We start from the raw sequence: 26062 nt of genomic DNA on the forward strand, positions 1-26062 counted from the left end.
GCCCCTAAATGCATGACGGCGCTTCCCCCGCTCCTGCCATGCGCTCCCCATCTCGCACTCTGGATCAAAACGCAGTATCACCGTCCCCAATGACACAACACAGCAGTTCAAAATGGGATTTCTGGATCGACCGTGGGGGCACCTTCACGGATGTGGTGGCACGTGACCCTGCGGGCCAGCTGCACACAGCCAAACTGCTGTCTGAAAATCCTGACAACTATGAGGACGCGGCGCTTGAGGCCATCCGCCGTTTTCTCGGAGTTGAATCGGACGCACCCCTGCCCGCCGGCAAAATCGACGCGGTAAAGATGGGGACGACGGTTGCCACCAATGCCCTGCTCGAGCGCAAGGGCGAGCGCACGCTGTTTGTCACCACCAAAGGCTTCAAGGATGCCTTGCGCATTGGCTATCAGGCGCGACCGGACATCTTCAAACTCGCCATTGAACTGCCCGAGCTTCTGTACGCTGATGTGGTGGAAGCAACGGAACGCTACTCGTCCAGCGGCGAAGTTCTGATTCCCCTGGACGAAGCCCGCGCGCGCGCGGACATGCAGGCTGTGTTTGATCAGGGCACAAGAGTGGTCGCGATCTGCTTGATGCACGGCTACCGCTATCAGGCGCACGAACAACGGCTTGCCGAGATTGCCCGTGACATCGGCTTCACCCAGATCTCCACCAGCCATGGCACCAGCCCCCTGATGAAATTTGTCAGCCGTGGCGACACGACTGTTGTGGATGCGTATCTGTCCCCCATCCTGCGTCGCTATGTGGATCGCGTGGCATCCGCATTGGACCGGGAAGCGACAGGCACCCGATTGATGTTCATGCAATCCTCCGGCGGCCTGACCGATGCTGATCTGTTTCACGGCAAGGATGCCATTTTGTCGGGACCGGCAGGCGGCGTGGTTGGCGCGGTGGAAACAAGCCACCTTGCCGGACATGACAAGATCATCGGCTTTGACATGGGCGGCACATCGACGGATGTGTGCCACTACGATGGCACCTTTGAGCGTGCCTTTGAAACAGAAGTGGCGGGCGTGCGGATGCGTGCCCCCATGATGCGCATTCATACGGTTGCCGCAGGCGGCGGATCGCTGCTGCAGTTTGACGGCAGCCGCATGCGCGTTGGTCCCGACAGCGCTGGTGCAGACCCCGGCCCAACTGCCTATAGGCGCGGTGGACCGTTGACGGTGACGGACGCCAACGTGATGACCGGCAAACTGATGCCGCATCATTTTCCAAAGATCTTTGGGCCCAATGCGGACCAAACCCTGGACCTTGAAGCGGTGACGCAGAAGTTCAAGAAACTCGCGTCGGACATTTCATCGGCCACCGGCACAAAGTCAACGCCTGAGGAAATTGCCCAGGGCTTTTTGATGATCGCCGTTGAGAACATGGCCCAGGCCATCAAGAAGATTTCCGTTCAGCGCGGCTACGATGTAACGCGTTACGCCCTCACAAGCTTTGGCGGCGCCGGTGGTCAGCATGCGTGCTTGGTTGCCGATGCACTGGGCATGGAAACCTGCATCATCCACCCCATGTCCGGACTGCTATCTGCCTATGGCATGGGCCTCGCGGACATTCGCGCCACGCGGGCGGAAGCCTTGAACGTGCGGCTCGACGAAGAAGGTCATGCGAAATTGTCTGCCCTGCTGGATCGTTTGGGCAAGACAGCGGGCGCTGAGGTTGAAGCACAGGGGGTCTCCACCGATCACATCTCGCTGCAGCCAACCGTGCACGCGCGATACGAAGGCACCGACACGGCACTCGAGATTCCGTTTGGCAGCATCAACGCCATCAAGACATCCTTCGAGGACGCCCACCGCGCGCGCTTTGGGTTCTTTTCGCCTGACCATGCCATCACTCTTGAGGCAGGTGCGCAGGAAGCGATTGGGGCCGAGCCACGTCCGGCAGAAGAACAGGCCACCAACGCATCTGCACAGATCGAAGCGCCCACCAAAGAGACCGCCCGCGTGTATATGGAAAGCGCCTGGCACGACGCGCCGATCGTCAACCGGGCAGATGCAAAGCCCGGCACATACGTGTCGGGGCCAGCCATCCTGATTGAGCCCCACCAGACAATCGTCATTGAGCCCGGCTGGCGGGCCGATGTAACGCCACTCAATCACGTGATCCTGACCCGGACACACAAGAAACAACGCGCTGAAGCGCTCGGCACGTCAGCAGACCCGGTGATGCTGGAGGTGTTCAACAATCTCTACATGTCCGTCGCCGAGCAGATGGGCTTCACCCTCGAAAAGACAGCGCACTCGGTGAACATCAAGGAGCGCCTTGATTTCTCCTGCGCGATTTTTGACCGCGACGGACATTTGGTCGCGAACGCGCCACACATTCCTGTGCATCTGGGCTCCATGGGCGCCACCGTTGAAAGCGTCATTGAGCAACACCCTGACATGCAACCCGGCGACGTTTTTGTTCTCAACGCCCCCTACAATGGCGGCACCCATCTGCCGGACATAACGGTGGTGACGCCGGTTTTTGACGACACCGGGTCCAAGCGTCTTTTCTTCACCGCCGCGCGCGGCCACCACGCAGACATCGGCGGCCTGACGCCGGGCTCCATGCCGTCCAACTCCCGGACGGTGGAAGAAGAAGGCATTCTCATTGACGGGTTCAAGCTGGTTGACGCCGGTGTCTTCCAGGAAGACGCCATGCGCACCCTTCTGACGTCAGGCCCCTACCCGGCCCGCAACCCGGACCAGAATATCGCCGACCTGCGCGCGCAGATTGCCGCCTGCGAAAAAGGCGCTCAGGAACTGCGCAAGATGGTCGGGCAGTTCGGTCTTGAAGCGGTGCAGGCCTATATGGGTCACGTGCAGGACAATGCAGAAGAGGCCGTGCGGCGGGTCATCACAACGTTGAAGCCCAGCACCTTTGAGCTGACGATGGACAATGGCGCCACCATCAAACTCGCAGTCGAGATTGATGCCGACACGCGCGCCGCCACGATTGATTTCACGGGCACCAGTGCCCAGGTCGCAAGCAACTTCAACGCGCCGGATGCTGTGGCGCGCGCGGCGGTGCTCTACGTCTTCCGCTGCCTTGTTGACGACGCCATTCCGCTCAATGCGGGGTGCCTCAAGCCGATTACGCTGATCATTCCCGATGGGTGTTTCCTCAAGCCGCAGCACCCGGCAGCTGTGGTGGCGGGCAATGTGGAAACCAGTCAGGCCATTACCGACGCGCTCTTCGGTGCGCTGGGTGTCATGTCAGCGGCCCAGGGCACCATGAACAACCTGACATTCGGCAACGAGACCTATCAGTACTATGAGACGATTGCAGGCGGGTCCGGCGCCGGGGCAACCTTCGACGGCGCAAGCGCCGTCCAGTCTCACATGACCAATTCCCGTCTCACAGACCCTGAAGTTCTTGAGGGTCGTTTTCCGGTTCTGCTCCGTCGCTTTGATATCCGCAAAGGATCAGGCGGTGATGGCGTACACAAAGGCGGCGACGGTGTCATTCGCGAAATCACCTTCCGCGAAAAAATGTCGGTCTCCATTCTGTCCGGCAGACGCACGACACACCCGTTCGGTCTGAGCGGAGGCGGAGACGCCCTGCCGGGAAGCAACGCCGTTGAGCGCGCAGGCGGGCATCGTGAAGCCTTGGCGGCCTGCGACGCTGCGGACATGGGTGCCAATGACACGATCATTATCGAGACACCGGGCGGCGGCGGTTTTGGCCCCCCATCAGGAGACTAACAAATGACCACCATCGTCATCACCGGCGCAAGCCGCGGGATCGGTCGCGAGTTGGCCAGCCAGTATGCGACAGCAGGTGCCACGGTCATCGCCACCTGCCGCACGCAGGACGCAGCGGATGCCCTCAAGGCTGAGTTGGGATCAGAGGCGGTCTCGACACCAATCCTTGATGTCTCAGATGGTGCATCTGTATCCGCGTTTGCCAGTGGCCTGGGCGATACGCCAATAGATGTGCTGATCAACAATGCAGGTGTCCTGGGCGACCAGTTTTCGTTCGGCAACATGGATTACGATGCGTGGACCAATGCCTTTGCCATCAACACCCTTGGCCCTATGCGCGTGACAGAAGCACTCGCCGGCAATTTGGTAGAGGGCGCCAAAGTCGCAACCATCTCCAGCCAGATGGGTTCCCTCCTCCGCGATACGCAGGGGTCCTACGCCTATCGGAGCACCAAGGCCGCAGTGAACAAGGTTGTTCAGTTGATGGCGCATGACCTCAAACCCCGCAGCATCACCTGCATCACCATGCATCCAGGCTGGGTGCAAACCGATATGGGCGGCCCAAGTGCATCCATCACCCCTGAGGAAAGCGCGAGCGGTATCCGAAAGGTGATAGACGGCCTGACGCCGGAGCAGACCGGCAGCTTCATCCAATGGAACGGCGAAACACACCCCTGGTAGACTGGCCTTGGGATTGGTCTTGGCCTTTTGCGACGGAATCCCGAGCGCCCTGCGTTTGACCCAATGGCATCAATGTCATTTGGGGGAAAACGTGACCTTTCTGAACCTGTCGAAAATCTCCATCGTGCTGCTGAGCACAGTTCTTCTCGCAGCCTGCGGTGGTCCGGGTAGCAGCCGCGATGATCGCCGCGCTCAGGGCACCGGTGACCCCGGCCTTCAGCATGGGGCTATTGTCGTCAAGCCAACCGGCTTGCTGCTGGCGGACATGGATATCAATCATGATCAGGAGACGGATCGAGACGAACTCGGCAAGGCTGTGCCGATGCTGTTTGCCCAGATAGATCAGGACAATGGCGGCATCGTCAGCGGCATTGAATTTGCTGACTGGGCGCAAACGGCTCTTGGTGCCCGCTACCCCGTGCAGGGCCTCGCCAGCTTCGACACTGACAACTCGCTGGCGATTGAAGCAGATGAGTTTGCCAACGGTCTGAATGCGCTGTTCGCAACTTACGACAAAGACAATAACGGCCGCGTCACGCGAGCTGAGCTTTTTACGCAGCTCAACATTGATTCCCGCAACAGCAGGCGTGGCGGACAAGGTGGCGGTGCCGGAGGTGGACAGGGTGACAAACCGGGCGATGGCAGGCCTGACGGCGGTGGCCGACCGGCTGCCTGACCCCTCTTCGCACCTGCACTGTAAGGGTGCGCCGCAGCGACGAATCCTGCTTCCCAAGCCGTAATCGGACTGTCACGCTTTGAGTCCCAAGAGGCTAATGCGGGAGGCCCCTCACATGACTGCACGCGCTTCGAGACATGCGGCACTCTGGTTCTTCACAAGCGCAAGTTTTGCGTTTGTGGGTGCTGTCATTTTTGGCTTGATCTGAGCCCGATCCACACTTTCAGCGACCCCGGACAGGTCTCCTGCTGCGACTAGGTTGTCACCTTATGCAGCAAGGGATTTGCCCGGACGCACGCCGAGAATATGGCACAGCGCAAACGCCGTCTCTGCCCGGTTGAGGGTATAGAGGTGGAATTGCTGAATGCCCTGATCCGCCAGCTTCTGAACCTGTTCAGCAGCCACCGACAACGCCACCAGCTGGCGTGTTTCCGGGTCATCATCCAGACCGTCAAACCGCTCCTTGAACCAGTCCGGCACACTCGTACCTGTGGCTGCAGACATGCGCAGATATCCCGCAACATTCCCCACCGGCATGATGCCCGGCACAATAGGTATATCGATGCCCGCACTGCGGGCACGGTCGACAAAGCGCAGGAAATTGTCGGTCTCGACAAAGAACTGACTGATGGCACGCGTCGCGCCGCCATCAATCTTGGCTTTCAGCAGATCAATATCCGCATCAAACGAAGCGCTCTCGGGATGCTTTTCAGGGTAGCAGCCGACCGAAATCTCAAATGGCGCGATCTTGGTGATGCCCGCCGCAAGCTCCGCTGCATTTGCATAGCCCCCTTCAAACGGGACGTATTTTTCACCGATACCGGAGGGCGGATCCCCGCGAAGGGCCACGATGTGCCGAATGCCCGCATCCCAATAATCCTGAATGACACCGTCAATCTCTTCCCGTGTCGCTTCCACGCAGGTGAGATGGGCAGCAGGCTTCAATGAGGTTTCATCCACAATGCGCTTCACTGTGGAATGCGTCCGCTCTCGCGTGGAACCGCCGGCACCATAGGTAACCGACACAAATCGGGGGTTCAGCGGGGCAAGCTTCTCAATGGACGCCCACAGGGTCTGTTCCATCTTTTCCGTTTTGGGCGGAAAGAACTCGAAAGACACCTCAATGGCATTCTCGGAAGACTGGTCGTCGGTACGCGTCGCCATCAGGCGCTCTCCTTCACGGACTGTTTGGTCCCTGGCCGGGACGGAGTTGCAAGGGCATCTCCTGCCGCGCCTTTCGCGGCCAGCCAGATTGATACGGTAAGTTGTGCTGTGTCGTCTTCGCCCGGCGCCAGATCGCGCACGGCTGCCATTTCCAGACCGGCCGCGCTGACAAAGTCAGCCATTTCGGACCGCGGAAAGCCAAGCCGCCGATGCGCATGCCGCTCACGCAGCGCTTCGATTTCATGGGGCGCAAAATCAACAATCAAAAGCCGTCCGCCGGGCTTGAGCAGGCGAGCGGCTTCCTGGACGGCAGAGCGCGGATCATCGAGATAATGCAGGACCTGATGGATGATCACGATATCGGCAGAACCGGCAGGCTCAGGCATTGAGAGAATGTCGCCATAGCGCACATGACAATGGGACAGACCCTTTTGCTCCAGATTGGCGCGGGCAATGTTGAGCATGTCGTGATTGGTGTCGTAGCCGATTGCCGTGTCAGCTACACCAGCGAGCAGCTCCAGCATCTGTGCGGTACCCGTTCCAAGATCGACAAGGACGGATACCTTTTCATCACCAACCATGGCGGTGACGGCTGCTTCCACATCCTTCTCGGAAACATAAAGGGCACGGACCTGCCCCCACTCGGCTGCATTGCGCTTGAAATACTCAGCAGCAAGCTCGGACCGTTCCGCGCGAACATCTGCGAGGCGCTCACGGTCGCGCATCACCACCGGATCATCCGGTGGCAGGAAATCCATCAAGGTATGAGCCAGTTGGCCGAAAGGTCCGCGTGTCTCCAGCCGATAGAACACCCAGCTGCCTTCCCGGAAACGGGTGATCAGCCCTGCATCTGACAAAAGCTTGAGATGCCGGCTGACGCGGGGCTGGCTTTGACGCAGAACATGGGTGATTTCAGAGACAGAGAGTTCACTTTCACTCAGGATGGCGAGCAGCCGCAGGCGGGTCGTTTCCCCCGCCGCGCGCAGCACCTGCAACAATGTTTCCATGGTTTGCTCCTGATCAGCCGACCCGTTCGGCTTAGCACAGACTATATAAAGATATGTGCATGTCCAATAGCAATGAATGTGCCTTACGACACGTAAATGCACCAGCGATGGGCAAGTGGCTGGAAATCAAGCTATTTTGTAGGCGGAGGTCACCTGGATGGGGCCAAGAACGCGACATTTCCGCCACATTTTGAAGGGTCTGTGGGACCACACTATTTCGTTTATGGCGGCCACACCCCCCATATGATAGCTAAGAATCGGCGATAATGATGCACAGACTCAAAGTTGCTGGGGTTGAGCAGATTGCTCAGTCCATAGTCCAATTGGCCGATTGAAAAACGCGCGTGATCCCCACTTAAAAGCCACGCGCGCTTCTCAGGGCCACAAGACACAGCGACGCTTGCAGACGATGTACATAGATGAGCCGCGGAACAGGGTAATTTCCCCAAATAACCGCTGCCCCGTACACGATTGCGTAAGTGGAGTGGATCAGAATTGAGCCTAATGCGCGGATGATTTCATTATCGCGCAACCTGGAGGCGGATCGGCGTGACGAAGATGGCGGCAGACAAGATTTTTGGCGGAAGTGCGTTCCATTCCGCAAACGGCAAGTCCGGACGGACTTTGGCGATTGGCCTGATTGCGACCCTGGCGTTTACGCTGGGTGCGTGCGCAACACGGCCTGATCCCGGCGATCAGGCAGCCATGGCGGCCTATCAGGAAGCCAATGACCCCGTGGAGCCGCTGAACCGCTATTTCTTCGCCGTCAATGACCAGCTCCTTGATGGCCTGATCCTCAAGCCTGCAGCGCAGGGCTATGACGCCGTACTGCCTGGCTTTGCGAAAGATTCCGTTCGCCACTTCCTCGACAACCTGCGCACTCCGGTCATCCTCGTGAATGACGTGCTGCAGGGTGAGTGGGACCGCGCCGGCACAACCATCACCCGCTTCGGGATCAATTCGACAGTTGGCGTTGGCGGCCTTCTCGACCCTGCAACCGGCTGGGGCTACGAGCGCCATGGCGAAGACTTTGGCCAGACACTGGCTGTGTGGGGCACTGGTGAAGGCCCGTATGTCTTCCTGCCACTGCTTGGCCCCGCCCCACCCCGCGACCTTGCAGGCTTTGTCGTCGATCAGGCATTTGATCCACTGACATATGTGTTCTGGAACCGCGACAGCGTCATCCCGCCGACACGTTTCGTTGTGAATGGTCTGGACCTTCGCGCACGGAACCTGGACACGCTCGACGAGATCGAACGCACATCAGTTGACTACTACGCTGCCCTGCGCAGCCTCTATCGCCAGAGCCGCAACAACGAAATCGCCAATGGTGAGATCGATCCGGACAATCTCCCGGATATCTCCGACATTGATTACGAGTTCGACTATGAAGACGGCAGTGATGCAATCGAGACAGAACCCGCGCCTGCTGCAGGCAACAATACGGGCATATAGCGACACGACCGATCTTTGCAGAGCCGGGTGAGTTGCATGTCAGCTTCGCCAGCTCACGCACAAGTGTGTGTACGCACCTTCATGAACGGTTCATTTGGATGCTGATCTAAGTATTCTTGCATCTGAAATAGATTTCACAGCGTTTCGATCCGCCGGGGATATGGCACCATGTATGTGACACAGAAACTATCTCTTCCAAGCTTCAGCATCTCTGCTGCAATTGCAGCGGCGTTTGCCCTTGCTCTCCTCTCCTTCTCTGCACCAGCCAAAGCCGATGAAGCTGCTGAAGCTTTTGTCGCGGAGCTTGGTGGTAAGGCGATCGAGATTCTGAGCAATGAAGAGCTGACACCAGAAGAGACAGAAGCAAACTTCCGCACCCTGCTACTGGACGCCATGGACATCCGGCGCGTCGGCCTGTTCGCCCTTGGCCAGTACGCACGCCTTCCAACAAAGGAAGAAAGAACCACCTACTTCGACCTGCTCGGTGAGTTCATCGTCAAAGTCTATCTTGGTCGTCTGACTGGCTACTCTGATCAGGAGTTTGTCGTCACCTCTTCCAAGGAGAAAGGCAAGAAGGGCCGCGAAGTGATCGTCGATAGTCGCATCGATTTCGGCGAGGGCCGTGAGCCTCTGACTGTTGACTGGTGGCTGCTTCGCAACAAGGACGGCAGCTTCAAGGTCTTTGACGTCAACGTCGCAGGCATCTGGATGGCGCAGGAACAACGCGGCGCATTCTCCTCACACATCCGCAACAATGGCGGCAAGTTTGAGGCTCTTCTGGCGCACCTGCGTGCACAGACGCAATCTGCGACCACCAATGCTGCAGCCGACACCTCTATAGACGAGGATGCTGGTGAAGAGGCAGAAGCAGACGCCCCTGCCGAAGAAACCGCGAGCTAAGCTGCCGCGCTAGGCGCGGGCAAAGCGCTTGTACTTGATACGCGTCGGCACAGCGGCCTTTTCGCCGAGGCGACGCTTGCGGTCTTCCTCATAGTCTTCGTAGTTGCCTTCGAACCATTCCACATGGCTGTCGCCTTCAAAGGCGAGGATGTGGGTGCAGATGCGGTCGAGGAACCAGCGATCATGGCTGATGATAACGGCGCAGCCGGCGAAGTTGGCCAATGCGTCTTCAAGCGCGCGCAACGTATCCACATCAAGATCATTGGTGGGCTCATCGAGCAGCAGCAAATTGGCCCCCGACTTGAGCATCTTGGACAGATGCACGCGATTTCGTTCACCACCTGACAGCAGACCAACCTTGCGCTGCTGGTCTGTGCCCTTGAAGTTGAAGGCACTGACATAGGCGCGGCTGTTCATTTCACGCTCGCCGAGCTTCACAATGTCCAGCCCGTCCGACACTTCTTCCCAGACAGTCTTTTCCGGGTCCAGCGCATCACGGCTTTGGTCCACATAGCCAAGCACAACCGTGTCACCAATCGTCAGCTCCCCTGAGTCAGGCGTCTCCTGGTCTGTCAGCATGCGGAACAGCGTGGTCTTACCCGCGCCGTTGGGGCCAATGACGCCCACAATGCCGCCGGGCGGCAGCGTAAACGACAGATCATCAATCAGCAGACGCTCGCCAAAGCCTTTTGTAAGGCCCTTGGCTTCAATCACATTGCCGCCAAGACGGGGACCGGCAGGAATAACGATCTGGCCCTTCTTCTCCATGTCGCGGGTATCCGCGTTGAGGAGCTCGTCATAGGCCTGAATACGCGCCTTTGACTTGGCCTGCCGCGCCTTGGGGCTGGACCGCACCCACTCCACTTCGCGGGCAAGGGTGCGCTGGCGCGCCACATCTTCGCGGGCTTCCTGTTCCAGGCGCTTTTGCTTCTGTTCAAGCCAGGAGGAGTAATTGCCTTCGTAGGGAATGCCGCTGCCCCGGTCGATTTCCAAAATCCAGCCCGTGATGTTGTCGAGGAAATAGCGGTCATGGGTCACGAGCACGACAGTGCCTGCATATTCCTTGAGGTAGTTCTCAAGCCACGCAACAGACTCCGCATCCAGATGGTTGGTCGGCTCATCGAGCAACAACAGGTCCGGTTTCGCGAGCAGCAATTTGCACAGCGCCACGCGGCGGCGCTCACCACCTGACAGCTTGGTGACATCTGCATCCGGCTCCGGGCATCTCAGGGCGTCCATGGCCATCTCGACCTGGCTGTCCAGATCCCAGAGGTTCTTGGCGTCGATCTCGTCTTGAAGCTGCGACATCTCCTCGGCCGTTTCCTCCGAGTAATTCATCGCCAGCTCATTGTAGCGTTCAAGCTTGGCTGTTTGCTCGGCCACGCCTTCCATGACGTTCTCACGGGCATTCTTGGCCGGGTCCAGCTCGGGTTCCTGTTGCAGGTAACCAACCTTGACGCCCTCAGCCGCCCACGCCTCACCCTGATACTCTTTGTCCGTACCAGCCATGATGCGCAGCAAGGTGGATTTACCGGCACCGTTGAGGCCAACCACACCAATCTTCACACCGGGCAGGAATGACAGGCGGATGTTGTCCAGCACCTGCTTACCGCCGGGATAGGCCTTGGAGAGGCCATCCATCACATAGACGTACTGATATGAAGCCATGGTGCGGAACCTTGTATTGGGAAGGCGGCAGGTCGCCGAAGGGCGCGCCGCTCAAGCATCTGAGTTGGCTGGTTTCTAGCCGAATGGGCGCACCGCTTCAATGCGTGTCAGACCGCAAAGCGAAGTGCCGCCTTGCGTCAACGACAGCCGCGCTGTCAGGCAGCCAGGTGTTTCAAAAGAAACCGGGCCTGCTGGCCCACCACATCCTCAAACAGCGGGGGCATGTAGACCTCAAAATGCCCGGCATCAAAGGCTGTTACTTCAGCCTTTGGCATTCTTGAGGCGGCAGCACGCGCCAGGTCCGGTGGCGTTGTCTCATCGGTTTCGCCCACAACCACCAAAGCAGGACAGGTCACCTGGTCCGCGACGTCTCCGGGTTGGTAATCCCCCAGCGTGACCAGCGCCCGTGCAGGCACGCGATTGTTCCACGCTGAACCATCGTCAACGATATCAAGGAACTGCATGGCCTCCGACGATGCCATGCAGGCGAACGACCCCTCCGGCCCCACGATTGGAACCGTAACCGCGCCGCCAAACAGGGCGGCGATCTTGTCACCAATGATGCTCATTGCAGCCTTGAGCGTGTTCATGAAAGACAGCTCTACTTCGATACCACCAACATAAGGCACCTGCGCAACCAGTGCCTTTATGTCCGGATCCTCCGCAGCGATGGTGATGACATGGCCGCCGGAAAACGATGACCCCCAAAGCGCGATCCGGTCATTGTCCACTTCCGGCAGCGAGCGGGCATAGGCCACCGCCTGCTGCCAGTCTTCTACGTGTCGAGCAGGATCAACCAGAAAGCGCGGTTCACCATCACTGTCGCCGAAATTTCGATAGTCGAAGAGCAGCACTGCCAATCCGGCATCTGCGAATTTTTCAGCATATGCCGGAAGCCGGAATGTTCGCTCGGCTGAAAACCCGTGCGCCATGACAACAACCGGGGCCGGTTTCACCCCATCAGGCAGGTAAAACCACCCCCGGCAGGTATCTCCATCGTTCACAAAAGAAATATCTCGACGCTGGTGACCCACGTCCCCACTCCCCACATATGGTATTCACGACCAACCGCCGTGATGCTTCCAAAGCATACCGGCACACAAGAAAAACGAAAGGGAACACCACATGCTTGGATTAGAAGTCACGGGCATCTTCAGCCTCATATGGTTCGTTGTCCTGCTATGGGCGATCATCAAGGTCTTTCAGTCCAATGCCAGTGCGCTTGGCAAGGCCATCTGGGTTGCAGCCCTGCTCTTCCTGCCTATTCTGGGCCTCATTGCATGGCTGATATTCGGCCCCCGCGGATAACGCAAAGCACCGGTTTGCACCGTCCGTCCGACGGACTAACGGGCCTCTACCCGTGAGGTAATTGGTCGAAGAATGCAGCTTGCGGACATAGACTCCCCAAACCGAACAAACGCAGGAACACATGATGCAGACTGACAGGCAGGGCCTCTCCCTCAACAATGCTACCGCCGAAGCAGCCAAGCTTTTTGCCGACGCCATTGACGATTTCAACCGGTATGCCGGCGATCCGGTGTCCAAGGTGGACGCTGCGATTGAGGCCGCTCCGGACTTCACGATGGCGCATCTGTTCAAGGCGCACATGTACGCAACCGCGACAGAACCCGGCGCCACCAAAGAAGCCGCATCTATCCTCAAGCATGTGTCGACGCTCTCACTGGATGAGCGTGAGGCAAGCCATGCCGCAGCCGCAGCCCATGTGGTGGCAGGCGACTGGACCAAGGCAGCTCTCCAGCTTGATCGACATTCAATGGACTGGCCCCATGACATTCTTGCCCTTCAGACAGGCCACCTGATTGATTTCTTCCGGGCCAATGCCCGCGATCTGCGCGATCGCATTTCCCGCGCGCTGCCGCAATGGCCTGAAGACATGCACGGACGTTCATTCCTGCTTGGCATGCATGCTTTTGGCCTGGAGGAATCCGGCGACTACGAAGCAGCTGAAGCGTCAGGCCGCGAAGCCATTGCGCAAAACCCCGCCGACGCATGGGCGCATCATGCGGTTGCTCATGTCATGGAAATGCAGGGCCGTGCGGAAGACGGCATCGGCTGGATGATTGCCCGCGAACCCCACTGGGCCGACGATGGAAACTTCTTCCAAGTCCACAATTGGTGGCACCGTGCCCTGTTCCATCTGGATATCGAACAAAACGCCGAGGCACTGGAGCTCTATGACGACCACGTGCGCGGTGAGCCAAGCTCCATTGCCGTAGATCTCGTGGATGCCGCTGCCCTGCTCTGGCGGTTTGACCTTCAGCGGATTGATACAGGCCCGCGATGGACGGAAGTAGCGGACGCCTGGAAGGAACACGCCGACGGCGCGCTCTATCCCTTCAACGATCTGCATGCGGCTATGGCCTATCTGGGCGCAGACAGAATGAACGATGTCGACGACCTGCTTGCGGACTACAGATCAAATGCCACTGATGTCAGCGAAGTCGGACGCTGGTGGCATACCTATGGACTGCCTTTGATCGAGGGTTTTGTGGCCTTCAAGAAGGGCGACTATGCCGCCGCCGTCGAGCTGCTTCATCCCGCGCGGTACATCGTGAATGCCTATGGCGGCAGCCACGCCCAGCGGGATGTCATTGACTGGACGCTGATGGAAGCGGCCCTGCGCGGCAACATGCAGGGCACGGCTGAAGCACTCGCTCACGAGCGCCTGACACAAAAACCGCTCAGCCCCGTCAACCGGTCCTTCATCGCCCGTGCGCAGCTAATTGGCTGACTGGCCTATGGCACTTGCGGCTCCCGGCGACGTAAAGCCCTGATCGGTGGCGACACCGCCGCTTTCACGCGCATACCAGATAGCAGCAGACAGGATCAGCACCGTCAGCAGCCAAACGGTGACGTTGATGTAGCGTGCGGGCCGGGCGGCTTTCTTTTCAGCCCAGGTGCGCGGCCCCACGCCTTTCGCCACGAAAACGATCTGAGCCACCAGGTTCACACAGGCAATGTTGACTGCAAGCAGCAGGGCAGCGCTTGCGGCTGCATCCATGTTGCCCGCGCCCAGCATGATCCCGAAGGTAGCCGCAGGAGGTAGCAGCGCCACGGCGACCATCACGCCCACCAGCGTCGCAGACAGGCCGGTCGTCAAAGACAGAACCGCAGCAGCCCCCGCGGCAAGCGCCAACGCCACACTGTCGAACCCGACCACCGCACGGCTCAACAGCTCGGGCGAGTCCAGACTGCCCGTCCATAAGGCACCAATCGTGATGGAAAGGGCAAAGGCAATAATGATGCCGATGGCGTTGGTGCCAAACGCCCGTCCCATCAACTGCCGGTCGCCAATGGCCGCGGCAAATGCAAAAGCGAGATTTGGTCCAAGCAATGGTGCAATCACCATGGCGCCGATGACCACGGCCACATTGTCCGTCAACAAACCAATGGCCGCCGTGATGGTGGACAGGACGGTGAGAATGAGAAAATTGAGATCAAGCCGCGCACCCTTGTTGACCTCATTGAGGATCACTTCGCGGCTGACAGTGATCGACGACAGGGAAAACCGTCGGCTCTCGTCATCCGACTTTGGTGTTTTTGCAGCGTCAGCCGGCACGGGAACACTGGCCTGCACCGGCAACACAACGGCGCGCCAATGGGCCTGTGCCCCAATGGCCGCCTGAATGGCATCCAGCAAATCCTGAACGCGCTTGGTGGAGATGACAAAGCGCACCAGACACCGGTCCATCTGACTACGTTCGTCTGCATAGATATCCATGGCGCCCTGCTGCTCACCCAGTGCGACCAGCGTATCCACATGTCCGTGATCAGCGGTCACCTCGACGAGCTGCAATGCCATTTCAGACTGCCTGTTCCAGAAAATCCCGAACTTTAGGAATGGCAGCTTCAGGGTTGGACAGCAAGAACAAGTGCCCGCCTTCGATGACTTCCATCTGGCTGTTGGGAATAAGCCTCGCCAGAAAACGACCATTGACCGCAGGAACGATGCTGTCGCGGTCACCCGACATGACAAGTGTCGGCTGCTTCAGGAAGGGCAGAAACGGCACACTGGTCCAGCCGGCACCTGCGGTCAGTTGATAGAGATAGCTGCGCAACGTCGGCGCGGTAAGACGGCTCGTATGATCATCCGCAATGCGCATGTCATCGCCATACAGCTTGGTAAAATTCTTCAGCATGAAGCTGGGGTCCACATAGCGACGTGGATTGACCATCTTGGCGATGGACCCCAGACGCCCCGGCACCATCAGGACACCGGCACTGGTGGCGACCAGCACCAACCGGCGCGCCCGCTTTGGATACTGGAACGCAAACTGCTGAGCCATGGCCCCGCCCCACGAGATGCCCATGGCATCAACCGTCTCGATATCCAGTTCATCAAGAATATTGCGAGCATGCCGGGCGAGCATCCAGGGACGATACGGCAACGACGATTCTTCAGAGCCACCAACACCAGGTGCATCAAAGGCGATAATCGTCCGGCCGGTGAGGTGGTCTGCCAGAGGCGCCAGCAGCTCCAGATTGGCGCCGATGCCATTGAAGACAAGCAGAGGCACATGCTCGCCCTGACCTTGGCCTTCACCCTCATCCGCGCCATGCCATGTGGCCGTCTTGAAGCGAATCCGGCCGGACTTGATGTGACGTATCTCTGGCACAATGTCGGTCAATAGAACCCTGCCCTTCTGGGTGTGTTGTATGCATCCAGCGGTGGCGGGCAGCTAGTCAAACACGTAACTGCCCGGCGCGGCTTCAATCACACGGTATTTGCGGTCACCAGCCTTTTTGGGTGCGGGCACCTGTTCGCCTGACCGCTCATTCAACCAGCCAAGCCAACGCACCCACCAGGACTCATTAACCGCTTCCGCCCCTTCTAGCCACTCATCCGCATCACCGGAAAGATCCGGGTTGGTGAAATACTTCGCCTTGGGGTTTTCCGGTGGGTTGAGGATCGACTGAATGTGCCCGCTGTTGGACAACACGAACTCGATATTGCCCGGGAGCATTGTCGTTGTTCGATAGCACGCCTTCCACGGCGTGATGTGGTCTGTCGTCCCCGCCACAATGAAGGCATCCATGTCGACCTGACTGATGTCCAGCGGCTGATCGAGCAGGTCCATGGATCCCGGGTTCACGAAGGGACGCTTGATGTAGAGATCGAGATAGTCCGAGTGCAGCTGCGCACTGAGATTGGTCGAATCCTGATTCCAGAACAGCACATCAAATGCCGGCGGCTTGCGCCCCATCAGGTAATTATTGACCACATAGTTCCAGATCAGGTCATTGGGCCGAAGCCACGCAAAGATCGTCGACAGATCACGCCCCGTCAGGACGCCCTTCGACTTGGAGCGATTGCGCGCGATCTCGATACTTGATGGTGAAATCAGTGACCCAAGATCACTGTCATCGGGCTGTGGATCCAGCACACAGACCCAGAATGTAGCAGAGTTGACCCGCTTATCGTTCTTGGTCGCCAGATGACTGAGGAATGCTGCCTGCGTGATGCCGCCGGAACACCCGCCCGACACGTTCAGGCTGTCTGACTTCGTGATCTTGAGAATGGCATCAACGGCCTGATCCAGTTCGGTGACATAATCACCAAGACCCCAGTCGCGATGTTCAGGCTGCGGGTTGCGCCAGCTTGCCACGAAAATCTGATGGCCCTGCGACACCAGATATTTGACCAGGCTCTTTTCAGGCGAGAGATCCAGCACATAGAATTTGTTGATCTGCGGCGGAATGAAAAGCAATGGCCGCGCATACACCTTCGGCGTTTGCGGGGTGTACTGAATAAGCTCCAGCATGTCCGTGCGATAAACAACCGACCCCGGGGTGCTGGCGACATTCTCGCCGACCTTGAACGGCTCCGTATCCACCATGCGTGGCAACATGCCGTTGGTCCGCACATCCGAGACCAGATTGCTCGCCCCATTGAGGAGCGATGCACCGCCGGTGTCGATCGCCTGTTTCAAGGCAGCAGGATTGAGCAGCGTGTTGGATGGTGCCAGTGCATCCGTAAAAATGCGGGTGACAATCTGGGTGCGGGTCTTCTCAGAGCCTTCAAACCCGAAATCATCCACCAGTGCATCGGCCTGGTCAGCCAGAGTTTCCCATGCCTGAAAGAGACGTCGATGCAGCGGACTGCCCGTCCATGCAGGATCAGCAAACCGTCTGTCCTTGGGATTGGGCTTCTTGTCATCCAGACCGAGCAGAACATCAGCCATGCCTCGACCTAGCGCACCCCCATGCTTCATGACCGTAAAGGGATGTCGGATGGCACCGCTGAGAATAGACCCGGCTGCCGCCATCAGATCCTGCTGGTTGATCCCCACAAGCGGACTGAGCGCGCTTGGACTTTCTGAGGCCGTACTGGCGATTTCGCTCTTCTTGACCATTGGTATCCCCTGAGACTTACCAAACATGGGACCGTTGTCATGCGCTTGCCTTGTTTGGCTAGGTTCTTCCACAACAACAGTCTGGCAGAACAACTCTCCTCTGACGCGCACAGCTAAGTCAAACTTCGCGCTTTGACAAAAATCTCCATGCACAGAGCCGCCACACAGCGGTGTGGGAGGAGATGTGGTGGGCTGGACAGAGTCTAAACCAGGATATGCCACAACTGGTACCTCGGGGAGAGCTGCGCTCGCCTGGTAAGCCCCTAGGTTTGGGGTGATCGGCGGCGCAGATCCATCAACGAGTGCGGATGCCATGTCTCACCGTCGTCGACACTCATGGTGTGTTCCCAGGACAGTGAGTTCGCGGTGATTTTGAAAAACCGGATGCGCGAGTGAACAACCGGCCCGTCCGGCACCACCTGTTCGCCCGTAAGACGCATTTCACCGTCGATCATGTTTCCGACGAAATTTTTCAGCCCGGGCACCGGTTGCTGAGCCCATAAAAACACCATCTCCCATTGTTGGGAGGCAACGCAGTACGTACGCAGTGTCACAACAGCCCCAATGTCACCCTCAGAGGTGTTGGGAACAAAACGATCTTCGATCATTCGCCCATCAAAAAGCGACTGCGCTGTCCAGCTTGCTTCATGCTCGAGTAGAATACCGCCGTCGTCTGCATAGCGAATGACACTGGCGTCCCATTCACCCAGAAAGAAATCAAAATCACTTCCATTGGGTCCCGGTCCGTCCGCATAAGCCTGAGCGATGACCAGCGGATCATTGTTAGCTTTTGGTATCTTGAGTGACATCAATCGACTCCTGATTTGTCAGATGTGCATTTGCGCAAGGCAAGGCAGCGGCACGTTATTCAAAAGTGAAAGGCTGAAATCCCTTTTGCACGACGAACTCTGAAACAGTTCCGTTGGGACGCTGGAAGAAGTGCTTTCCTGAGGAGTCATCCCGGCTGATGCGGTAGCAAATGACGCCACTTTCAGCCCAGTCCTCACAATAGGAGCCTGGTTCTTCGACGAACCACGGAATGAGACGCGCTGGTGTCCCCTCAATATTGACGACAGCCATTCCGTTCCGATGATTGCGCTGCGCGTACCGGGTGTTCTCCTCGCCAAAGACCCCTGAGAAAGTATTGCCCGCCAGGGCATCGGAGATTTCCGCCGCGGTAAGCACGCGTTCCCCTTCGGCATGACTTGCGCCAATCGGCATCAGCGCCAGAACGGCTCCGACCACCGCGAGATTCACCCATCTGTTTCTTTTCATGCTGGTTCCCTCATAGCGGCAAGCTGGAGCAAGAACGCCCAGCAGATTATTACCATCTATATGTTATAGATGGTAATTTCATGAATTGCCACCTAATAGCAATAGATGGTGATACAATCATTCAATGGACAACAAAGCAGCCGTTGCAGACCTCAGAGTCGGCACTCCCCCTGCCCCCGGTGGACTCATCCTGGTGGAAGGGTTTCTCAACACGTGGTCTGAGGAACTGAACATTGATGATCTGGAAACAGCGCAGTCAGCAGAGGCATGGCTGAGAAACACGTCTCTTTGGGACGGCACCCAAAAGCTGAAGCAAGACCAACATCAAAAACTCATCAAGTTCCGCAGCGACCTACGCAGCTGGATTCTCGATGAAACACTTTTTCAGCCCCTCAACGATCTGTTTGCTGACATTGCCTTCCATGCGGAATTTGCTCCGTCAGGCCATATTCAGTTTGTGTCAGGCCGTCACCCATTCGACCACGCCCTGGGCAAGCTTGTCGGCGCAATACTGGAAGGCCAGCAGGACGGCACATGGGACCGCCTGAAGTGCTGTGAACTGGAGAGCTGTGGCTGGGCGTTTTATGACTCGACCCGCAGTCGCACGAAACGGTGGTGCTCCATGAAGACTTGTGGATCACGCCACAAGGCGAGGGAATACTACAAGCGCAAAAGGTCTGTCTCCGACTGACAGACTTGCAACAGGTACACATGTTCCCTGCCGCGTCTCAGTGCACCCAGTCTGCACCCAAAATAGGAAGATTCTTTTTGGGTGCATCGTCAGGTGGAGAAAATCCCCGGCAGCCAGTAGGAAATTTGGTGGGCCGGGCAGGACTTGAACCTGCGACCAATCCGTTATGAGCGGACCGCTCTAACCAGCTGAGCTACCGGCCCCACCGTCGCATGGCGGGGCCTGCACACATCAGTGCGGGCTGCGCCATACCAAGGGGCCTATAGCAGATCACATGGGGGGCGCGAAACCGTCATGATGCGGGCATATTTTGATCCGCATTATTGACATGATCAGACATGATAGTGGTTGCCAGTTCGCCGGTGCCCGGCACATGACAAGAAGCGTTCACGACTTAACAGGAGGCCGCCCATGCGCGCCCGTATTTCCCCGAAATTCATTGCTCATCCTGCCTCGTTGGCCGCAGCCTTTGCTGCAGCCTTGATGCTCGCAGCCCCTGCCGCATATGCGCAGACTGTAGAGCCAAAGCGCACCATCACTGTTCAGGGTGAAGGCTCCGTCTCCGCCAAGCCGGACACGGCCAGCGTCAATGCCGGCGTGCTGGCGGAAGCCAAGACGGCACGCGAAGCCCTGACCGCCAACACCGAAAAAATGACCAAGGTGTTTGAGGCCATCAAGAAGGCCGGTATCAAGGAAGAAGACATCCGCACGTCCGGCTTCTCCATCAATGCCAAATACTCCCACTCCCCCCGCAAGCCCGACGGCAGCCACGAAGATCCCAAGATCGTCGGCTACCGCGCTTCCAACAACGTGACCGTCATCATCCGTGACCTCGACAATGTGGGTGGTGTGCTGGATGAGCTGGTGACAGCCGGCGCCAACAACGTGAATGGCGTGAACTTCTTCATTGAAAACCCGCAATCCCTCATGGATGAAGCCCGCCGCATTGCCGTCAAGGACGCCCTGCGCCGCGCAACCATTCTTGCTGGGACCGCTGGTGCCAATCTCGGCCCGGTCATGACCATCAGCGAGAATGGCGGCTATCGCCCGCAGCCGATGATGATGCGCTCCATGGCGATGGACGAGTCGGCGAAATCCGTACCGGTTGCTGCCGGCACACAGGAAATCCGCTCGAACGTGAACATCGTCATCGAACTCGAGTAGGTCGCTGGCACCCTCTGCCACAACAACGATCTGGCTGGTCCGCCACGCAAAGGCGGGTCAGCCAATTGGCGTTCCGGAGCCTGACTGGCCCCTCACCGATGAGGGTGAACGGCAAGCCGACGCATTGGCCTCCTTTCTGGAAGCCCAGGGCATAGATCATATCTATGCCAGTCCATTCTTAAGGGCGCAGCAGACCTTGGCACCGACAGCTGACCTGATGGGTCACACAACACACATCCTCGATGACCTGCGAGAACGGCGTCTTGCCGACATCCTGATTGAAGACTTCGTGTCAGCGCTGCGTGACAGCTTCGCCGACGACACTCTGCGTCTGCCCGGCGGTGAAACCCTCGCGGAGTGTCGCACCCGCGTCAAAGGTGCCATCAGGCAGATGAGTGCAGCGCACGAGGGTCAGTCCATTGCGGCATGCTCCCACGGTGCCGCCATTGCCTCGCTCATCAGCGATCTGGACGATGTGGAGGGTTTTGGCTTTTGGCAAAGCCTGAAAAACCCGCACGTCATCAAACTCACAATCGAAGACGGCGTGATTGGCTGGCGCGATGTTGGCAGGGCAGACGGCTACGTCTGATCCGTTTCATTTGCCCATTGCTCTGCCCACAGGCGAAGTGGCAGCAGCATGGCCAGAAGATCGGCGCCCTCCGGCGTCAGGCTGTAGCCCTGGTCTCCCAGGATCACGACCCGTGCGCTGCGCAGCTCCTTGAGGCGCGCATTGAGGGTGGACGGGTTCAGGTCTGCTGCCTCCTGCAACGCACGAAATGTCAGCGCCCCCTCCCGCAACTCCCAGATCAATCGCAAGGCGCCGCGCCGCCCCAGCATATCGAGCAGGGCCATGATCGGCATGCCGGTCTGCGACCCGCGAACGGGGGATCCGGGTCTGGGCGGGAGCTTGCTTGAAGGCGACACGAATTTTCCTTGCAAAAATCGGTAGCGCTATTATTTTCATAGCACGCTACAAAATACGTAGCACCCTAGCATGGAGACTTCCGATGGCTCAACACACACAGGCCCCGCGGCTTGCCCCCTTGCGTCCGCCTTATGACGGCGCAATCCAGAAACGCTTGGACGCAATCATGCCCGACGGCGTGCCCCCTCTCACCCTGTTCACAACGCTGGCCCGCAACCCGCGCGTGTTTGAGCGCATGATGAGCGGTGGCCTGCTCGACAAGGGAACGCTGACCCTGCGCCAGCGCGAGTTGATGATTGATCGCACGACGGCACGCTGCGGCGCTGAATATGAGTGGGGCGTGCACATGACGTTCTTTGGCGACCGCGTGGCGATCACCAAAGAGCAGTCCGCGTCCATTATCCGCGGTACGCCGCAGGATGCCTGCTGGGACACTGAAAATGATCGACTGATCCTGCGAATGGCGGACGCCCTGCATGACACCAGCACCATCGATGACGCGCTGTGGGCCGACCTTGCTGCTGAGTTTTCAGACGAACAGATCATCGAGCTGGTGGTTCTGGCAGGCTACTACCACACCATTTCGTTCTGCTGCCGGGCGTTCAATCTGGACATGGAAGAGTTCGGCGCACGCTTTGACGCCGCGTGACCACTCTTAAGGCTGCAATACGCTCTCAGCCGTCCAGCTGATCTCGACTGCTTCGGCCTTGGCCTCATGCAGCGGGATCAGCTCTGAGACCCAGCATTCCTGCATGTATGGCAGGTGGCCGGCACACCGGGCCTTGAGTTCAGCGAGAACAGCTTCACGGTTGGGAGACCCGCAGGTGACGGTGGTGAAGTGGATTTCCTGCAGCATGACGCCCATCACGCCGACCCAGCCACCCGCATCACAGGCTGCAAGGATGTAGCAGTCCTCGGGGTATCCGCTCGCATCCGCACAGGCCTTGAGCGCACAGTCAATCGCCTCGGCCGCGCGGGTGCCCCGGCAGGATTCAAACGCTGCTTCAGGGGCATAGGCTGCCGCATAGGCAGGCTGACCCTGTGCGGTACCCTCTTCTGCGTGAGCCTGGGGCACAAACGCAGCAAGGCTGATTGAAATCGTGAGGGCAAACAGAGCGAGTAGCGGGCGCATCGGGCGTTCTCCAGTGGAGGAAACGAATCTACGCCGCAGTCTGAACCTCGTTGCCGTCCCCGAGCAACACCACCGCCGGATTGTAATTGCGGGCTTCATCCGCATCCAGCTGGGCGTAGGCGGCAATAATCACCTTGTCGCCAACGCATACCTTGCGGGCGGCCGCGCCATTGAGCGCAATCACCTTGCTGCCGCGCGCGCCTTCGATGATGTAGGTCGTGAACCGCTCGCCATTGTCGATGTTGTAGATATCGACCTGCTCATTGGGCAGAAGCCCCGCGAGGTCCATGAGATCACGGTCAATGGCAATGGAGCCTTCATAGTGAAGGTCCGCGCCGGTGACAGTGGCACGGTGCAGCTTGGCCTTCAGCATGGTCAGCAACATGGGAAACTCCCGGATTTTCATCTCGCACCTGCGAGACAACCGCCCGGGTTTTACCCCTGTCGGGCGGCCAAGTCCACTCATCACAGATGTGCGAATTTGAACCCCAAAACCGCCATTTCTTGAGCAGTCCCACCCGGTAACGCGCACCTCACGGCAACATCACGCCCTGTTTCATCGCGTGTGATCCAGCCACCCCCTATCTCCTGACCACAGACAAGACATCAAGGGATGCCGCCCACCGCGCAGACCCGCCATCACCAACCATCAAGACGTCAGGACACATCATGACCTTCAAGACTTTCTTTGCCGCTGCGGCCATTGCCGTCTCCAGCCTCTTCGCCGTCGCCCTGCCCGCCTCCGCCGACACCCATAACGCTGCCCGCGCCTTTGACGTGGCAGAAAAGCCGCTGGACGGCTCCTGGTCCATCGAGACGCGCGACGACGGTGCCTACATCGTGCTCAGCGATGATTTCCGCACCAGCAACGCCCCCGACCTCAAGATTTTCCTCTCCCAGCAGGACGTGAACGACGTGCGCGACAACACCGCCACCAACAATGCCGTCCTCGTCTCCAAGCTCGACAGCACATCCGGTGCCCAGGAATACAAACTGCCTGCAGACTTCAGCACCGACGCCTATACATCCGTGCTCATCCACTGCGAGCAGTTCTCTGTCTTCTGGGGCGGCGCCAACCTCTAGGCACCCGCAATCAGACAAAGAAAAACCCCGATGGTGAAATCACCATCGGGGTTTTTTGTGTCTTCAGGTCGCAGACAAACCTAGTTGTCCAAGAACGACCGCAGCTTGCGGGACCGGCTTGGGTGCTTGAGCTTGCGCAGCGCCTTGGCTTCGATCTGGCGGATACGTTCGCGCGTGACCGAGAACTGCTGGCCCACTTCTTCCAAAGTGTGGTCGGTGTTCATGCCGATGCCAAAGCGCATACGCAGGACGCGTTCTTCGCGCGGTGTCAGCGACGCCAGAACCCGGGTCGTGGTTTCACGCAGGTTGGACTGGATCGCGGCATCAATTGGCAGGACGGCGTTCTTGTCCTCGATGAAGTCACCCAGGTGGCTGTCTTCTTCGTCACCGATGGGTGTTTCCAGAGAGATCGGCTCTTTGGCGATCTTGAGAACCTTGCGCACTTTTTCAAGCGGCATAGACAGCTTCTCTGCCAGCTCTTCCGGCGTCGGTTCGCGACCGATTTCGTGCAGCATCTGGCGTGACGTACGCACCAGCTTGTTGATCGTCTCGATCATGTGCACCGGAATACGGATGGTGCGGGCCTGGTCAGCGATCGAACGCGTGATGGCCTGACGGATCCACCAGGTGGCGTAGGTCGAGAACTTGTAGCCGCGGCGGTATTCGAATTTGTCCACCGCCTTCATCAGGCCGATATTGCCTTCCTGAATGAGGTCGAGGAACTGCAGGCCGCGGTTGGTGTATTTCTTGGCGATGGAAATCACGAGACGCAGATTGGCCTCGACCATTTCCTTCTTGGCGATGGCAGCTTCGCGCTCGCCCTTCTGCACCGTGTTGACGATGCGGCGGAACTCGGTGATTTCCACACCGGTTTCCTGAGCAAGGCCCTGAATTTCCGTGCGGATTTCCTTGACGCTGTCGCGCTCTTCGCCGACGAAGTCTTTCCAGCCCTTGCCCTTGAGACGGCCCACACGGCGCGCCCAGTTGGGATCAAGCTCGTTTTCAAAATACTGCTTGAGGAACTCAGCGCGTGGCACGCCGTGGCTTTCAGCCAGACGCATCAGGCCGCCTTCAAGGCTGACCAGACGCTTGTTGATGGCGTAGAGCTGCTCAACCAGCGCCTCAATACGCGCATTGTTGAGCTGCAGGTTCTTCACCTGCTCAACGATGTCAGCGGTCAGCTTCTTCAGACGCTTCTGCTGGCTGGTCGACAGGTCGTCGCTGTTGAGGCGGGCCTCAACCAGCTGGTCCTGCAGGCGGCGCAGCTTCTTGTAGTCACTGGCGATGCCGTCAAAGATTTCCATGACCTGCGGACGAAGCTCGGCTTCCATGGCCGCAAGCGACAGATTGGCGCCCTCGTCTTCGTCTTCTTCGTCATCATCGTCCGGCGCGACGGTGGCATTACCGTTTTCATCCGGCTTGCGGGCGTCGTCCTTGTTGTCGTTGACCGCAGGCGCGCCGGGCGCAGACGGGTCACCGGGAATGCCGGGTGATCCGGGAGGCACGGTCTTCTTGGCGTCGGGACCTGCAAAGGTTGCGTCCAGATCAATGATGTCGCGCAGCAGAACCTTGCCTTCGTTCAGCTCTTCGCGCCACATGATGATGGCCTGGAAGGTCAGCGGGCTTTCGCACAGGCCCGCGATCATTGTTTCGCGGCCGGCCTCGATGCGCTTGGCGATGGCGATTTCGCCTTCGCGTGACAGAAGCTCAACCGAGCCCATTTCACGCAGATACATCCGGACGGGATCATCCGTGCGCTCAAGGGTGGAGCCGGTGCGGCCACCGGTGGTGACAGCGGAGCTCTTCTTGGGTGCGGCTTCAACAGCGGTGCCGGTGGCGGGCTTGTCGCCATCTTCGGCTTCGTCGCCGTCTTCGGTTTCTTCGTTCTCGACCACCGTGATGCCCATTTCAGAGAGCATCGACAGGGTGTCTTCGATCTGTTCGGAGGAGACTTCCTCGGACGGCATCACTTTGTTGAGCTCGTCATAGGTGACAAAGCCGCGCGACTTGGCGGCCTTGATCATCTTCTTAACGGCCGCGTCCGACATATCGAGGAGCGGTCCGTCTGCTCCTTCTGCCGGGGTCTCGGTTTCTGCTTCTGCTGCTGCCGCTTTACTCGCCATGTGGTCGTGCCACTCCGTATATGCG

General features: G+C 58.6%; 25 protein-coding genes and 1 tRNA gene. 12 read left to right on the plus strand and 14 right to left on the minus strand.

The features are described from left to right. Positions 1-89 precede the first annotated feature (89 nt). The 3 genes from ABXH05_RS01895 to ABXH05_RS01905 all read left to right on the plus strand — a co-directional run bounded on the left by ABXH05_RS01895 (position 90) and on the right by ABXH05_RS01905 (position 5076). Positions 90-3719, plus strand: coding sequence for a hydantoinase B/oxoprolinase family protein (locus tag ABXH05_RS01895; protein WP_353559532.1), 3630 nt, complete (start codon positions 90-92; stop codon positions 3717-3719). A 3-nt stretch (positions 3720-3722) separates the two neighbouring features. Further along, the gene (locus ABXH05_RS01900) at positions 3723-4400 is read left to right on the plus strand and encodes an SDR family oxidoreductase (RefSeq protein WP_353559533.1); all 678 of its coding nucleotides are present in this window, start codon (positions 3723-3725) and stop codon (positions 4398-4400) included. Between the two features lie 91 nt (positions 4401-4491). Continuing rightward, the gene (locus tag ABXH05_RS01905; protein WP_353559534.1) at positions 4492-5076 is read left to right on the plus strand and encodes an EF-hand domain-containing protein; all 585 of its coding nucleotides are present in this window, start codon (positions 4492-4494) and stop codon (positions 5074-5076) included. A gap of 267 nt (positions 5077-5343) precedes the next feature. Here the strand turns inward: ABXH05_RS01905 and metF are convergent, their stop codons facing one another. Continuing rightward, a complete protein-coding gene (gene metF, locus ABXH05_RS01910; RefSeq protein ID WP_353559535.1) occupies positions 5344-6240 on the minus strand; it encodes a methylenetetrahydrofolate reductase [NAD(P)H] in 897 nt (298 codons plus the stop codon). Beyond that, a complete protein-coding gene (locus tag ABXH05_RS01915) occupies positions 6240-7247 on the minus strand; it encodes an ArsR/SmtB family transcription factor (protein ID WP_043949585.1) in 1008 nt (335 codons plus the stop codon). Before ABXH05_RS01915 ends, metF begins: the two co-directional genes overlap by 1 nt. A gap of 558 nt (positions 7248-7805) precedes the next feature. Here ABXH05_RS01915 and ABXH05_RS01920 point away from each other — a divergent pair. Then, on the plus strand, positions 7806-8702 hold the full coding sequence (locus ABXH05_RS01920; protein WP_353560966.1) for an MlaA family lipoprotein: 897 nt from the start codon (positions 7806-7808) through the stop codon (positions 8700-8702). A 168-nt stretch (positions 8703-8870) separates the two neighbouring features. Beyond that, the gene (locus ABXH05_RS01925) at positions 8871-9602 is read left to right on the plus strand and encodes an MlaC/ttg2D family ABC transporter substrate-binding protein (protein ID WP_353559536.1); all 732 of its coding nucleotides are present in this window, start codon (positions 8871-8873) and stop codon (positions 9600-9602) included. Between the two features lie 9 nt (positions 9603-9611). Here the strand turns inward: ABXH05_RS01925 and ettA are convergent, their stop codons facing one another. Both ettA and ABXH05_RS01935 read right to left on the minus strand, forming a co-directional pair. Next, complete coding sequence (ettA, locus tag ABXH05_RS01930; RefSeq protein WP_348138510.1) at positions 9612-11270, minus strand: energy-dependent translational throttle protein EttA; 1659 nt, start codon at positions 11268-11270, stop codon at positions 9612-9614. A gap of 155 nt (positions 11271-11425) precedes the next feature. Further along, a complete protein-coding gene (locus tag ABXH05_RS01935) occupies positions 11426-12304 on the minus strand; it encodes an alpha/beta hydrolase (RefSeq protein ID WP_353559537.1) in 879 nt (292 codons plus the stop codon). 91 nt (positions 12305-12395) lie between these two features. On the opposite strand from ABXH05_RS01935, the gene ABXH05_RS01940 reads away from it, so the two are divergent. Both ABXH05_RS01940 and ABXH05_RS01945 read left to right on the plus strand, forming a co-directional pair. Continuing rightward, positions 12396-12578: a PLDc N-terminal domain-containing protein gene (locus ABXH05_RS01940; protein WP_348138506.1), complete on the plus strand. Its 183-nt coding sequence runs from the start codon at positions 12396-12398 to the stop codon at positions 12576-12578. A 121-nt stretch (positions 12579-12699) separates the two neighbouring features. Then, positions 12700-14022: a tetratricopeptide repeat protein gene (locus ABXH05_RS01945; RefSeq protein ID WP_353559538.1), complete on the plus strand. Its 1323-nt coding sequence runs from the start codon at positions 12700-12702 to the stop codon at positions 14020-14022. Here ABXH05_RS01945 and ABXH05_RS01950 read toward each other — a convergent pair. The 5 genes from ABXH05_RS01950 to ABXH05_RS01970 all read right to left on the minus strand — a co-directional run bounded on the left by ABXH05_RS01950 (position 14011) and on the right by ABXH05_RS01970 (position 18919). After that, positions 14011-15093: a TIGR00341 family protein gene (locus ABXH05_RS01950; protein WP_348138502.1), complete on the minus strand. Its 1083-nt coding sequence runs from the start codon at positions 15091-15093 to the stop codon at positions 14011-14013. The two genes, ABXH05_RS01945 and ABXH05_RS01950, sit on opposite strands and share 12 nt — an antisense overlap. Position 15094: 1 nt before the next feature. Further along, positions 15095-15919 (minus strand): alpha/beta fold hydrolase, encoded by an 825-nt coding sequence (locus ABXH05_RS01955; RefSeq protein WP_348138500.1) that lies wholly within the window; start codon positions 15917-15919, stop codon positions 15095-15097. 51 nt (positions 15920-15970) lie between these two features. Beyond that, the gene (locus tag ABXH05_RS01960) at positions 15971-17644 is read right to left on the minus strand and encodes a PHA/PHB synthase family protein (RefSeq protein ID WP_348138498.1); all 1674 of its coding nucleotides are present in this window, start codon (positions 17642-17644) and stop codon (positions 15971-15973) included. Between the two features lie 263 nt (positions 17645-17907). Next, a complete protein-coding gene (locus ABXH05_RS01965) occupies positions 17908-18453 on the minus strand; it encodes a hypothetical protein (protein WP_353559539.1) in 546 nt (181 codons plus the stop codon). Between the two features lie 55 nt (positions 18454-18508). Beyond that, entirely contained in the window at positions 18509-18919 is a 411-nt protein-coding gene (locus ABXH05_RS01970; RefSeq protein ID WP_353559540.1) for a hypothetical protein, read from the minus strand. A gap of 124 nt (positions 18920-19043) precedes the next feature. Here ABXH05_RS01970 and ABXH05_RS01975 point away from each other — a divergent pair, with 124 nt between their 5' ends. Further along, entirely contained in the window at positions 19044-19610 is a 567-nt protein-coding gene (locus ABXH05_RS01975; RefSeq protein ID WP_353559541.1) for a CGNR zinc finger domain-containing protein, read from the plus strand. A gap of 126 nt (positions 19611-19736) precedes the next feature. Here ABXH05_RS01975 and ABXH05_RS01980 read toward each other — a convergent pair. After that, positions 19737-19813 (minus strand) — tRNA-Ile (locus ABXH05_RS01980). Between the two features lie 208 nt (positions 19814-20021). On the opposite strand from ABXH05_RS01980, the gene ABXH05_RS01985 reads away from it, so the two are divergent. Both ABXH05_RS01985 and ABXH05_RS01990 read left to right on the plus strand, forming a co-directional pair. Then, on the plus strand, positions 20022-20774 hold the full coding sequence (locus tag ABXH05_RS01985) for an SIMPL domain-containing protein (protein WP_353559542.1): 753 nt from the start codon (positions 20022-20024) through the stop codon (positions 20772-20774). Between the two features lie 34 nt (positions 20775-20808). Next, positions 20809-21363 carry a histidine phosphatase family protein gene (locus tag ABXH05_RS01990; RefSeq protein ID WP_353560967.1) on the plus strand — a complete coding sequence of 185 codons (555 nt, stop codon included), beginning with the start codon at positions 20809-20811 and terminating at the stop codon, positions 21361-21363. Here ABXH05_RS01990 and ABXH05_RS01995 read toward each other — a convergent pair. Beyond that, positions 21354-21635 carry a winged helix-turn-helix transcriptional regulator gene (locus ABXH05_RS01995; RefSeq protein ID WP_353559543.1) on the minus strand — a complete coding sequence of 94 codons (282 nt, stop codon included), beginning with the start codon at positions 21633-21635 and terminating at the stop codon, positions 21354-21356. The two genes, ABXH05_RS01990 and ABXH05_RS01995, sit on opposite strands and share 10 nt — an antisense overlap. 146 nt (positions 21636-21781) lie before the next feature. Between ABXH05_RS01995 and ABXH05_RS02000 the strand changes: the two genes are divergently transcribed. Next, positions 21782-22348, plus strand: coding sequence for a carboxymuconolactone decarboxylase family protein (locus ABXH05_RS02000; protein WP_353559544.1), 567 nt, complete (start codon positions 21782-21784; stop codon positions 22346-22348). Positions 22349-22354: 6 nt separating this feature from the next. Here ABXH05_RS02000 and ABXH05_RS02005 read toward each other — a convergent pair whose 3' ends face one another. Together ABXH05_RS02005 and panD are read right to left on the minus strand one after the other, a co-directional pair. Beyond that, positions 22355-22831, minus strand: a complete 477-nt coding sequence (locus tag ABXH05_RS02005) for a hypothetical protein (protein ID WP_348138482.1) — start codon at positions 22829-22831, stop codon at positions 22355-22357. 28 nt (positions 22832-22859) lie between these two features. Beyond that, complete coding sequence (panD, locus tag ABXH05_RS02010) at positions 22860-23216, minus strand: aspartate 1-decarboxylase (protein ID WP_353559545.1); 357 nt, start codon at positions 23214-23216, stop codon at positions 22860-22862. Between the two features lie 284 nt (positions 23217-23500). Here panD and ABXH05_RS02015 point away from each other — a divergent pair, with 284 nt between their 5' ends. Beyond that, a complete protein-coding gene (locus ABXH05_RS02015) occupies positions 23501-23914 on the plus strand; it encodes a DM13 domain-containing protein (protein ID WP_353559546.1) in 414 nt (137 codons plus the stop codon). 80 nt (positions 23915-23994) lie between these two features. Here the strand turns inward: ABXH05_RS02015 and rpoD are convergent, their stop codons facing one another. Next, positions 23995-26037 carry an RNA polymerase sigma factor RpoD gene (rpoD, locus tag ABXH05_RS02020; RefSeq protein ID WP_353559547.1) on the minus strand — a complete coding sequence of 681 codons (2043 nt, stop codon included), beginning with the start codon at positions 26035-26037 and terminating at the stop codon, positions 23995-23997. Positions 26038-26062 lie beyond the last annotated feature (25 nt).

The organism is Pyruvatibacter sp. HU-CL02332 (assembly GCF_040362765.1).
Lineage (GTDB): Bacteria > Pseudomonadota > Alphaproteobacteria > CGMCC-115125 > CGMCC-115125 > Pyruvatibacter.

Bases quoted from the DNA above. Each gene is read 5' to 3' on its own strand.
- ABXH05_RS01895 (WP_353559532.1), top strand. From the start codon at position 90: ATGACACAACACAGCAGTTCAAAATGGGATTTCTGGATCGACCGTGGG.
- ABXH05_RS01900 (WP_353559533.1), top strand. From the start codon at position 3,723: ATGACCACCATCGTCATCACCGGCGCAAGCCGCGGGATCGGTCGCGAG.
- metF (WP_353559535.1), bottom strand. From the start codon at position 6,240: ATGGCGACGCGTACCGACGACCAGTCTTCCGAGAATGCCATTGAGGTG.
- ABXH05_RS01915 (WP_043949585.1), bottom strand. From the start codon at position 7,247: ATGGAAACATTGTTGCAGGTGCTGCGCGCGGCGGGGGAAACGACCCGC.
- ABXH05_RS01920 (WP_353560966.1), top strand. From the start codon at position 7,806: ATGGCGGCAGACAAGATTTTTGGCGGAAGTGCGTTCCATTCCGCAAAC.
- ABXH05_RS01925 (WP_353559536.1), top strand. From the start codon at position 8,871: ATGTATGTGACACAGAAACTATCTCTTCCAAGCTTCAGCATCTCTGCT.
- ettA (WP_348138510.1), bottom strand. From the start codon at position 11,270: ATGGCTTCATATCAGTACGTCTATGTGATGGATGGCCTCTCCAAGGCC.
- ABXH05_RS01940 (WP_348138506.1), top strand. From the start codon at position 12,396: ATGCTTGGATTAGAAGTCACGGGCATCTTCAGCCTCATATGGTTCGTT.
- ABXH05_RS01945 (WP_353559538.1), top strand. From the start codon at position 12,700: ATGATGCAGACTGACAGGCAGGGCCTCTCCCTCAACAATGCTACCGCC.
- ABXH05_RS01950 (WP_348138502.1), bottom strand. From the start codon at position 15,093: ATGGCATTGCAGCTCGTCGAGGTGACCGCTGATCACGGACATGTGGAT.
- ABXH05_RS01960 (WP_348138498.1), bottom strand. From the start codon at position 17,644: ATGGTCAAGAAGAGCGAAATCGCCAGTACGGCCTCAGAAAGTCCAAGC.
- ABXH05_RS01965 (WP_353559539.1), bottom strand. From the start codon at position 18,453: ATGTCACTCAAGATACCAAAAGCTAACAATGATCCGCTGGTCATCGCT.
- ABXH05_RS01970 (WP_353559540.1), bottom strand. From the start codon at position 18,919: ATGAAAAGAAACAGATGGGTGAATCTCGCGGTGGTCGGAGCCGTTCTG.
- ABXH05_RS01975 (WP_353559541.1), top strand. From the start codon at position 19,044: ATGGACAACAAAGCAGCCGTTGCAGACCTCAGAGTCGGCACTCCCCCT.
- ABXH05_RS01985 (WP_353559542.1), top strand. From the start codon at position 20,022: ATGCGCGCCCGTATTTCCCCGAAATTCATTGCTCATCCTGCCTCGTTG.
- ABXH05_RS01995 (WP_353559543.1), bottom strand. From the start codon at position 21,635: ATGCCGATCATGGCCCTGCTCGATATGCTGGGGCGGCGCGGCGCCTTG.
- ABXH05_RS02000 (WP_353559544.1), top strand. From the start codon at position 21,782: ATGGCTCAACACACACAGGCCCCGCGGCTTGCCCCCTTGCGTCCGCCT.
- ABXH05_RS02005 (WP_348138482.1), bottom strand. From the start codon at position 22,831: ATGCGCCCGCTACTCGCTCTGTTTGCCCTCACGATTTCAATCAGCCTT.
- panD (WP_353559545.1), bottom strand. From the start codon at position 23,216: ATGTTGCTGACCATGCTGAAGGCCAAGCTGCACCGTGCCACTGTCACC.
- ABXH05_RS02015 (WP_353559546.1), top strand. From the start codon at position 23,501: ATGACCTTCAAGACTTTCTTTGCCGCTGCGGCCATTGCCGTCTCCAGC.
- rpoD (WP_353559547.1), bottom strand. From the start codon at position 26,037: ATGGCGAGTAAAGCGGCAGCAGCAGAAGCAGAAACCGAGACCCCGGCA.